Below are 235 nucleotides of genomic sequence, written 5' to 3' on the forward strand. Positions count from 1 at the left end.
GAGGAACTATTGTGCAAGATAATAACTTTGCAGCGATTATATTCTTTTTAATTTTAGGCATTATTACATCATCAATTTTCAGCAGTATAATCATTTCCCAAAACAACAACATAAAGTCTAAACTTAAAACACCAACAACTTAAAGTATCATAATTGAAATTTTTTTTTTACTTTTATGTCATGTTCGAACTACTTCTTTATGAAATTCAACATTTCTCCAATCCGATACTAAAAT

Source organism: Neobacillus drentensis, assembly GCF_036965245.1.
Taxonomy (GTDB): Bacteria; Bacillota; Bacilli; order Bacillales; family Cytobacillaceae; genus Neobacillus; species Neobacillus drentensis_G.